Genomic DNA, 6,041 nt, shown 5'->3' on the forward strand with positions numbered 1-6,041 from the left:
CCGCCACCGCACGCCGTGGCGGACGGTGCTCCTCCAGCCGTGGCCCCTCCGGCCGCGCGGCGTCGAGGCCCGCACCCACCTCGCCTACGGACCTGACGCCCGCGCGACCCGGTTCGACCTCTACACCGGGAGAGGGACCGAGAGCGTGCGCGGGGTGCTGATCCACATCCACGGCGGGCACTTCCGCGCGGGCGGGCCGAGCCGGGAGTCGCGGGCGATGCTCTTCGACCACGCGCTCCGCGGCTGGGCCGCGATCAGCACCACCTACCACCTCTCGTCCACGCCGGAGGCGGGCTTCCCCCAGCACCTGGTGGACGTCAAGAGGCTGATCCGCTGGATCCGCACGGAGGGCCCCGCGCACGGTATCCCGGCGGACGCCCCGATCGTGGTGGCGGGCAGCTCGGCCGGCGCGCACATCGCCATGATGACCGCTCTGACCGCCGGCGACCCGAGATTCCAACCCGGCTTCGAGGACCTGGACACCTCCCTGGCGGGTGCGATCGGGCTCTACGGCTACTACGGCCGTCTGGGCGCGGGCACGAAGGACGTCTCCGACCCGGTCCGCCACCCGGCGGAGGGCGCGCCCCCGATCGCGATCATCCACGGGACCGACGACATGTACACCCCGGTCAAGGGTTCGCGCAGGCTGGTGCGGCACCTGCGGGGCGGGTCGTCGAACCCCGTGGTCTACGCCGAACTCCCCGGCGCGCAGCACGGGTTCGACGCGGTGCAGTCCGCCCGCTACCTCGCGGTGATCGCGGCGCTCCGGAGGTTCACCGAGCCCCTCGCCGGGTCGGGCGTAATGTCGCCTCGGTGACGACCCACCGAGCGGGATCGCACTGACGAGAGAGGCCATCATGCCGTTGTCCGGCGAGTACGAGCCCAGCCCCAGCACGTGGGTGCGGGACCAGGTCGAGCAGTACGAGAAGAGCAACGGGGCGTCGGGCTCCGAGCTGTCGGGCATGCCGGTGGTCATCGTGACCACCGTGGGCAAGAAGTCGGGGAAGCTGCGCAAGACTCCCCTGATGCGGGTCGAGCACGACGGTTCCTACGCCGCCGTCGCCTCCCTGGGCGGCGCACCCACCCATCCGGTCTGGTACTGGAACATCAAGGCCCACCCGCACGTTGAGGTGCGGGACAAGGACCGGGTCGGTGACTTCCTCGCCCGCGAGGTGACCGGTGCGGAACGCGACCTGTGGTGGGATCGGGCGGTCGCGGTGTACCCCGACTACCGCGACTACCAGGAGAAGGCCGAGCGGACGATCCCCGTCTTCGTGCTCGACCCCCGGGACTGAGGTCCCTCACCACCGCACCCACCGATCCCGGTGCCCTGCCACCTCAGGAGGCCTCGAATGACCCGAACCGCCCTCGTCCTCGGATGCGGTGGCACCATCGGGGGCGCCTGGACGATCGCGGCCATGCACGCCCTCGCCGAGCAGACCGGATTCGATCCCCGCGACGCCGACGTTCTGCTGGGCACCTCGGCGGGGGCCGAGTTGGTGACCATGGTGGGCGGCGGCGTCGGGGTCGAAGAGTTGGTGGACATGCAGCGCGGACGGGCCCGGGACCCCAGGCTCCGCGAGCACATCGCGTCCACCCCGCCCGGCAGGCCGCCGCTGCCCCGGCCACCCCTGCTCAATCCCGGACTGCTGCGCACGCACTCCGGCCTGGCCGCCTACGCCGGGATCGCCCCCAGCGGTCGAGGCGACATGGGATGGCTGCAGCGGTTGGCCGAGGGGTTCGAGGTGGGCTCCTGGTTGCCCCACCCTGCCGCCCGGATGGTCGCCTACGACATCCGCGCCGGTGAGCGGGTCGTGTTCGGCGCACCGGGTTCGCCGATCGCGACCGTCGGCGAGGCGCTGCGCGCGTCCTGGTCGACCCCCGGGTGGATGACCCCGGTCCCCATCGGCGACCGCATCTTCGTCGACGGCGGAATGGGGTCGACCGCCTCCGTGGATCTGCTCTCGCCCGAGGACGCGGACCTCATCTACGTGATCGCTCCCATGGCGTCGGCTCCCGGCGTCCGTGTGCCCGGACCCGGCGGCCGGCTCGAACACCGCCTGATCCGACGACCGATGTCCGCGCAACTGGCCGCCGAGATCGCGGTCGTCCGCGCGCGGGGCACCACGGTGGTCCCGATCCTTCCGACGGCCGTCGATCTCGCGGGGCTGGGTGCCCACTTCATGAGCAGCACCCGCCGGGTGGCAGCGTTCGAGTACTCCATGAGGACAGCCCCGGACACCGTGCGCATCGCGCTGTCCGACGCAGGCGTCGGCGCGTGAACCCCGGCCGACGAGGCGTCAGCGGGCCGCCCGCCGGGTGACCGGTCGGGACCCGTCCCCGAAGTCCGGGTCGGGCAGACGGCGGCCGGGATCCGCGAGTCCCACCAGGTGCCCGTCCAGCGACAGCCGCCGCATGGACTCGAGCAACATGCGGCGCGCGCTCGCGTTGACCGAGGAGACCCGGCTCAGATCGAGGGTCACCTCTCCGTCACCCGGCGGGATCTCGGCCAGCCGACGCAACACCTGTTCGGCGCTCGCGAACGTCATCGGCCCCTGCAGACGGAAGGTGCGCCTGCCGCTGATCTCGTCGAACCGCACCGAACGGACGGCCTCGACCTCGGTCACCGTGGTGTTCATCAGGTGGAGTTCCAGGTCGCGCGAGAGCCGCTCGAACGTCCGGACCCCCTCGACGCTGTGTCCGTGGTCGTCGAGCCGCGGGGAGAAGACACCGAGGCCCACCTGGCCGGGCAGGGCACCGAAGATCCCGCCGGACACCCCGCTCTTGGCGGGGATCCCGACGGTGGACATCCAGTCGCCGGCCGCGTCGTACATCCCGCAGGTGGCCATGACCGCCAGCACCTGCCGTGCCACCGGCGCGGAGACGACGCGCTCGCGGGTGACGGGGTTGATCCCGCCGGTCGCCAGGGTCACGGCCATCACCGCCAGGTCGCGGACGGTCACCCGGTAGGCGCACTGGCGGGTGTAGCCGCGCACGGCCTCGTCGGGGTCGTCCTCGATGATCCCGCTGGCCCGGACCAGGTTGGCCATCGCCCGGTTCCGGAACGCGGTGCGCAGCTCGGAGTTCATGACGGCCGCGTCCACCTCCAGGCGCCGACCGGCGAACGAGGACAGCCCGGCGGCCAGTGCCTCGTCACGCTCGTCCTCGGTGGCGCCGACCGGCCCGACCAGGGTGTGGGTGGTGATGGCTCCGATGTTGATCATGGGATTCCGGGGCCTGCCGCTGATCCTCTCCAGGGAGATCTGGTTGAACGCGTCCCCGGACGGCTCCACGGCCACCTTCTCCAGGACCGCCTCGATCCCGCGGTCGCGCAGTGCCAGCGCGTAGGCGAACGGTTTGCTCATCGACTGGATGGTGAACTCGGCGTCCGCGTCGCCGGCGGTGTAGACGACGCCGTCCATCGTGCAGGCAGCCACGGCGAACCGGTCCGGGTCCACGGCCGCGAGTTCGGGGATGTAATCGGCGAGGTGCCCGTCCGCGCCCGTCGAGCACAGGTCGCGGATCTCGAGTAGGTAGTCAGGTACCGGGGTCTTCACGACCTCAGGGTGTCACGGCGCCCTCCGGTCGCGCGCCCCGACGAGTCTCTCCCGTGGGATCGGGGATGCGTCGCCGAGGTTAACGGCAGTACAACGATTGTGTCTCACCGGTTACATCTGTCGCATCAGTCCCGTCACACTGGGGTTACCCCCGACCCAAGACGAAAGGTTGCTCATGAAGCGGACGATCGCAGTAACGGGAGCTATCGGACTCGCAGTGTTCATGGGGGCGTGCGGCACGGACGACACGGCCGACGACGCCACCACCACTGAAGAGACCACCATGACCACGGAGATGACCACCGAGGAGACGACCGAGGAGGAGATGACGGAGGAGTCGGCGGCCACCGGCAACATCGTCGAGACCGCGATGGCCGCGGGGAACTTCACCACCCTCACGCAGGCGCTCGAGGCCGCGGGCCTGGTGGAGACCCTCGAGGGTCCCGGCCCCTTCACGGTGTTCGCTCCGACCGACGAGGCCTTCGCGGCGCTGCCTGACGGCCAGCTCGACGAGCTCCTCGCCGATCCGACCGGTGACCTGGCCCAGATCCTGCAGTTCCACGTGATCGAGGGCGACGTCATGGCCGAGGACGTCATGGGGATGGACGGCGAGACCGTCGAGACCCTCCAGGGCGGCGAGTTCACCGTCGAGGTGGAGGGCGAGACCGTCATGCTGGTGGACGGAGCGGGCAACCGCATCACCGTCATCCAGACCGACGTGCCCGCCACCAACGGCGTCATCCACGCCATCGACGGGGTCATGATGCCCCCGGCCTGACAGGCACGACAGGGCCGGTAACCCGGCCGCGCCCCGGCTCGACCCGTCACGGGTCGGGCCGGGGCGTTCCTCTGTCCCGGGTGGTCGTGGGAGCTCCCGGAGAATTGGACGACCGTCCAATCGGGGGCCGGGTCAGACCTCGTCGTAGCGCTTGAGGTCCCGGGTCGCCGGACCCTCGAGGAGTTCGCCACACGCAGAGAACCGCGACCCGTGCCACGGGCAGTCCCACGACCGCTCCGCCTCGTTCCAACTCAGCGCGGCGCCCATGTGCGGGCACAGGAGCCCCACCCTGCAGGTCCGGCCGTCGTCCCCGGTCGCCTCGCCGATCGGCCGGAGGGTCGGCCGGGGCCGACGCACCGTCGCCTGAGCGGCGGTGGCCGCGAGCTGCACCGGGAGGTCCGCGTACAGCGAGACCGCGGTACGCAGGACGCCCGTGACCGAGGGCTTGCCGAAGGAGACCCGGGGCTCACGCCCGCTGAGCCGGTCCACCATGATGCCCGCCGCCGCCGGCGCGCCCGTCAGTCCCCACTTGCTGTACCCGCCGGCGAAGTGCACCCGACCCTTCCCCCACGGCATGGGGCCGGACTTGGGCACCAGCGTGACCGGGTGGAAGTCCTGCGCGGACCAGCCGTGGGTGAACTCGGCCCCGGGGAAGTGCTTGGCGGCGTACTCGCGCAGTGAGTCGATCTTGGAGTCGGTGCCCGCGGCCGTTCCGGTGCGGTGGCCGTTTCCGCCCACCAGCAGGACCTCGCGGTCCCCCACGGGCACGGTCCGAAGGGAGCGGACCGGGCTCTCGACCGAGCCGTACATCCCCTCCGGCAGCCCGCCGGGGTACTCGAACGCGCACAGGTAGGACCGCTCGGCCTCCATCGACGCCGCGGTGGGGCCACGGTCCAGGGCCGGGGACGCGGTGGCCAGGACGACGTCCCGCGCCGAGCAGGTGCCGCCGTCACTGCGCACCTCCACGTGGGCGTCGCCGTCCTGCCCCCGCACGTCCAGTCCGGTGACACGGGAGTGCTCGACGATCCGGACACCGAGCGCCGTCGTGGCGCGGACCAGAGCCGCGAGCGCCTCGACGGGGTCGAGCTGCATCTGATCGGGCAGTTCCACGGCGGCCCGGGCGGGGAACGGCACGTCGATCCGGTCGTACCACCGGGCGGGCAGTCCGAGGGCGTCGAGCGTGCGCTTCTCCGAGCGCAGAGTGCTGGTCCCCTTGAGGCTGCGCGAGAAGGTGACCGCCCGGGGTCGCTGCACGTCCACCCCGTGGGACCCGCAGAACTCCGCCCACCAGTCCAGGCCGTACTGGTTGGCCTCCGCGTAGGCGCGGGCGGTCTCGAGACCGTGGTGCGAGCGGATGGTCGACAACCGGGTCCCCTGCAGGACCGAGACCTTGGCCGTGGTCGAACCGCTGGCGCCGGCGCCCACGGTGTGGGCCTCCAGCACCACCACGGAGCTGCCCCGTGCGGCCGCGATCAGGGCGGTGATCAGGCCGGTGAAACCCGCCCCCACCACCACGATGTCCACGTGCTCACCCTCGGGGAACTCCGCCACCGGGGGATCGATCGTCGTGCGTCGCCAGAATGATGTGCCCATCGTGCGTCTCCTCTGAGCTCGGTACGAACCTCGCGGCCACTGTAAGGCCGCACTCCTCGGCCCGCACCCGCTGAGGCGGACCGCCCCGGCGCACCTGCCGCCGATCCGGCGCC

At 71.7% G+C, this 6,041-nt stretch carries 6 protein-coding genes; 4 read left to right on the top strand and 2 right to left on the bottom strand.

Annotation, left to right across the window (positions count from 1 at the left end; all coding sequences use genetic code 11):
• From G6017_RS04065 to G6017_RS04075, 3 genes are all read left to right on the top strand, one after another.
• Positions 1-817, top strand: an 817-nt coding sequence (locus G6017_RS04065) for an alpha/beta hydrolase (protein WP_182616049.1), incomplete at its 5' end; no start/stop codon positions are given.
• Between the two features lie 40 nt (positions 818-857).
• Positions 858-1,295, top strand: a complete 438-nt coding sequence (locus G6017_RS04070; RefSeq protein ID WP_182610973.1) for a nitroreductase family deazaflavin-dependent oxidoreductase — start codon at positions 858-860, stop codon at positions 1,293-1,295.
• A 57-nt stretch (positions 1,296-1,352) separates the two neighbouring features.
• Complete coding sequence (locus G6017_RS04075) at positions 1,353-2,282, top strand: patatin-like phospholipase family protein (RefSeq protein WP_182616051.1); 930 nt, start codon at positions 1,353-1,355, stop codon at positions 2,280-2,282.
• A gap of 18 nt (positions 2,283-2,300) precedes the next feature.
• Here G6017_RS04075 and G6017_RS04080 read toward each other — a convergent pair whose 3' ends face one another.
• A complete protein-coding gene (locus G6017_RS04080; protein ID WP_182616053.1) occupies positions 2,301-3,557 on the bottom strand; it encodes a glutaminase in 1,257 nt (418 codons plus the stop codon).
• Positions 3,558-3,732: 175 nt separating this feature from the next.
• On the opposite strand from G6017_RS04080, the gene G6017_RS04085 reads away from it, so the two are divergent.
• Positions 3,733-4,335, top strand: a complete 603-nt coding sequence (locus tag G6017_RS04085) for a fasciclin domain-containing protein (protein WP_182616055.1) — start codon at positions 3,733-3,735, stop codon at positions 4,333-4,335.
• 132 nt (positions 4,336-4,467) lie between these two features.
• Here the strand turns inward: G6017_RS04085 and G6017_RS04090 are convergent, their stop codons facing one another.
• Entirely contained in the window at positions 4,468-5,928 is a 1,461-nt protein-coding gene (locus G6017_RS04090) for an FAD-dependent oxidoreductase (protein ID WP_182616057.1), read from the bottom strand.
• Positions 5,929-6,041: the final 113 nt, after the last annotated feature.

This window comes from Dietzia sp. B44, from assembly GCF_014145245.1.
GTDB lineage: Bacteria > Actinomycetota > Actinomycetes > Mycobacteriales > Mycobacteriaceae > Dietzia > Dietzia natronolimnaea.

What these genes read in the sequence shown, in the direction of transcription:
- G6017_RS04070 (WP_182610973.1), top strand. Translation starts at nt 858, where the DNA reads ATGCCGTTGTCCGGCGAGTACGAGCCCAGCCCCAGCACGTGGGTGCGG.
- G6017_RS04075 (WP_182616051.1), top strand. Translation starts at nt 1,353, where the DNA reads ATGACCCGAACCGCCCTCGTCCTCGGATGCGGTGGCACCATCGGGGGC.
- G6017_RS04085 (WP_182616055.1), top strand. Translation starts at nt 3,733, where the DNA reads ATGAAGCGGACGATCGCAGTAACGGGAGCTATCGGACTCGCAGTGTTC.
- G6017_RS04090 (WP_182616057.1), bottom strand. Translation starts at nt 5,928, where the DNA reads ATGGGCACATCATTCTGGCGACGCACGACGATCGATCCCCCGGTGGCG.